Origin of the sequence: Arthrobacter sp. H41 (assembly GCF_000520535.1) — a bacterium.
GTDB lineage: Bacteria > Actinomycetota > Actinomycetes > Actinomycetales > Micrococcaceae > Arthrobacter_D.
This window is the reverse complement of sequence record NZ_KI914784.1, coordinates 1-3,242: the sequence shown is the minus strand read 5'-3', so window position 1 is coordinate 3,242 and position 3,242 is coordinate 1. Positions and strand designations below refer to the sequence as shown.

Here is a 3,242-nt window from a genome sequence, read left to right as displayed (position 1 = left end):
GCCGCTGCGTCCTCGGAGCCTGCCGCTGGTGCGAAATCCCCGACGCCGACCGGTTCGAAGCCGCACGCCGGCTCGCCCGGCACGGAGTCCTCCGACCCTGCCGCGTCGGGCACTCCGGCGTCGGACACTGTTGGTTCCGGGCCAGTCGCCCCGGCCGCGGACACATCCGACTCCGCTACAGCAGACTCTTCGAGTGTTGAACCGGAACCTGCCGGTGCCGATTCAACGTCCCGCGAGGCTGCAACCGAGACCAGGGCGCCCCTTGCCGAGACGCGGGCACACACGGTCATCTCGGAGAGCAGCCCGGCGGTTCGGCAGGAGCCCATCTCAGCTACCCGCGACCCCGAGGAGGAGCAGGTGGTCGAGGCTTTCTGGTTCGCCGTCGGCACCCCGAAGGTCGTCGTGGACGAGCACACCGGGCGCGCGCTCTTCACGCTCGAGCCGGGCGATTGGGAAGTAGGCATCGAGGACCGCGGGAACGAATTCCTGGTGCAGGACAAGCGCACCGGGCACGTCGGGGTCATGCGTGACCTCAGCAATATCGAACGCGCACCGAAGGACTAGCATGCTGCATTCGGGAACCTCGCGATGAAGGCGTCGGCACGAGAGACGGAATCCGCCGTAGCGCTCAAGCGAAGGGCACGGAAGATCAATCGGATCCTCGCGGAGACGTATCCCTACGCGGTTGCGGAACTCGACTTCCGGAATGCGTTCGAGCTTCTGGTGGCAACGGTGCTGTCCGCGCAGACGACGGACGTGCGGGTGAACATGACCACCCCTGCCCTGTTCGCCCGGTTCCCCGATGCGCAGCGCCTGGCGGAGGCCGGGGTGGAGGATCTCCAGGAAATCATCCGCCCCACCGGATTCTTCCGCGCGAAGGCCAACAGCCTCCTTGCGTTGTCCAACCGGCTCGTCGACGAGTACGACGGCGAGGTGCCGGGGAGGCTCGAAGACCTGGTGACGCTGCCGGGAGTGGGGCGGAAGACGGCGAATGTGGTGCTCGGTAACGCCTTCGGAACGCCGGGGATCACCGTCGACACGCACTTCGGGAGGTTGTCCCGCCGCTTCGGATGGACCACTGCCGATGATCCCGTCAAGGTGGAGGCCGAGGTCGGCGTCCTGTTCGAGCCGAAGGACTGGACGATGCTCTCCCACCGCGTGGTCTTCCACGGCCGGCGGGTCTGCCATGCGAAGAAGCCCGCCTGCGGGGCCTGCCCGGTGGCTGCGCTGTGCCCGTCCTACGGAGAGGGCGAAGTCGACCCCGTGAAAGCGGCAAAACTGTTGAAATACGAGCTGGCGCCGGGCCGGGAGGAGCTCCTGGAACGGATGCGCAACGGGGAGACGCGGGCGGAACTCCGTCGAGCCGGGCACGCGCTGGGAGCGTGAATGCATACGACTCGCTCAGTGCCTATGCGTCCTCGAGGCAGGGCGTTGCTGGTCCAGGAACCCCCGCGGGTCGGCATCTGAGCACCAGGGGACTCGAAGACGCCCGCCGGGCCGCCGTCCTCATGCTGTTCGGCGCCCTTCGGCCCGGGCCCCACCCGAATCCGTCCGCGCTTCAACCTGCTGATCTCGACGTCCTGCTCATGGAGCGCGCGGGATCACTCAACAATCACCCGGGCCAGGTCTCGTTCCCGGGCGGCGCCATCGACCCCGGAGACGCCGACGAGCGGGCCGCCGCGCTTCGGGAAGCAGAGGAAGAGACCGGGCTCGATCCGCTGGGTGTGGAGGTGCTGGGGGTGCTTCCGGAGGTCGGGCTGACCGTGAGCAACTTCCTCGTGACACCGGTCCTAGGCTGGTGGGCCCGTCAGACTCCAGTCGCCGTGGTCTCGGAAGCCGAATCGACGCAGGTCTTCCGGGTGCCGCTACGGGACCTTCTGGATCCGTCGAATCGGCGGACGGCCGTCGTGCGGAGAAGAGGATCGACCCACCGAAGCCCCGCTTTCACCCTCCCGAACGCCACGGTGTGGGGATTCACCGCGATACTGCTGGACTCCCTGTTCGAGGGGCTGCAATGGACCGAGCCTTGGGACTCTTCCCTGGAGATCCCCGCACCCCTGTAGAACCTCCTGCCGCGTCACTTGGCGTCCGCATAGGACGCCACCACTACGGTGTTGACAGCGAAGTCGATGGGGATCCTGCCGAACATCAGCGTGGTCGCTGCGGCAGCCGCGTCCTCGACCAGTCGGCTGATCCTGCCCGCTTCCTCCTCGGGCACGTGGAGCATCACCTCATCATGGAGGAAGAACACCACCTCGCTCCTTCCGGATGTCGGACCGGTTTCCGTCAGCAGCCTTCTCCGGATCTCGGCGAGCCAGCACAGCGCCCACTCCGCAGCAGTGGACTGCACCACGAAGTTCCGCGTGAAGCGACCCCGAGCCCGGGCGGCGCTGTCGGCCCGGCGCTGCTCCTCCGCCGTCGTGCTCTGCTGCGCTGCGCGCCATCGCTCCGATGCTGGAGGGCACCCGCGCCCGAGGTAGCTCGTGACGGCGCCACCGGTTTCCCCGGTACGGGCGGCGGCTTCGACGACGGCGATCGCCTGCGGGTAGGCCCGCGTGAGCTGCGGCATAAGTCGGCCCGATTCGCCGCTGGTCGCCCCGTACATGGCGCCCAGCATGGCCAGTTTGGCCTTCGCGCGGTCACCGCCGAATCCCTGCTCCGCAATGCCCTGGTACAGGTCGCGCCCGCGGGCGGCCGCAGCGAGCGCCGAGTCCCGGCCGAGCGCCGCGAGCACGCGCGGTTCCAGTTGGGCGGCATCGGCGACGACGAACAGGTGACCCGGATCGGGCCGGACGGCGTCGCGCACCTGCTTCGGGATCTGCAGTGCTCCACCGCCGCGGGAAGCCCAGCGCCCTGACACCACTCCGCCCACCACGTATTCGGGACGGAACCGGCCGTTCTGCACCCAGGTGTCGAGCCAGGACCAGCCGTTGGCCGTGAGTAACCGGGAGATCTTCTTATAGGCCAGCAGCGGTCCGATGGCGGGGTGGTTCTGGCGCTCAAGCTCCCAGGATCTTGTTGTGGCCACCTCGATGCCGGCCCGGTGCAGGGCCCGCATGAGCTCCTGGGGGGAGTCCGGGTTGAGCGAGGGGCTTCCGAGCGCGGTGCGGAGCTCTGCTGCGACCTGTTCGAGGCGGACCGGCCGACGGCCCTCGGGAGGCCGGGGGCCGAGGTGCGTTTCGAGCAGCTGCTCGTGGATGTCCCGCCGCCAGGGGAGGCCTGTGGCTTCCATCTCGGCGGCG

The 3,242-nt window shown here is 68.6% G+C and carries 3 protein-coding genes and 1 pseudogene; 3 read left to right on the top strand and 1 reads right to left on the bottom strand.

Going from position 1 to position 3,242, the window contains the following annotated elements; genetic code table 11:
* From Y705_RS22700 to Y705_RS18075, 3 genes and pseudogenes are all read left to right on the top strand, one after another.
* A pseudogene (locus tag Y705_RS22700) lies at nt 1–564 on the top strand (hypothetical protein); the annotation flags it as partial.
* Between the two features lie 24 nt (nt 565–588).
* The gene (nth, locus tag Y705_RS18080) at nt 589–1,386 is read left to right on the top strand and encodes an endonuclease III (RefSeq protein WP_049822398.1); all 798 of its coding nucleotides are present in this window, start codon (nt 589–591) and stop codon (nt 1,384–1,386) included.
* Nucleotides 1,383–2,063: an NUDIX hydrolase gene (locus Y705_RS18075; protein WP_049822397.1), complete on the top strand. Its 681-nt coding sequence runs from the start codon at nt 1,383–1,385 to the stop codon at nt 2,061–2,063. The genes nth and Y705_RS18075 overlap by 4 nt, the downstream gene beginning before the upstream one ends.
* Nucleotides 2,064–2,077: 14 nt before the next feature.
* Here Y705_RS18075 and Y705_RS0106910 read toward each other — a convergent pair.
* Nucleotides 2,078–3,242: bifunctional 3'-5' exonuclease/DNA polymerase (locus Y705_RS0106910; protein ID WP_026532328.1), on the bottom strand; the 1,165-nt coding region annotated here is incomplete at its 5' end.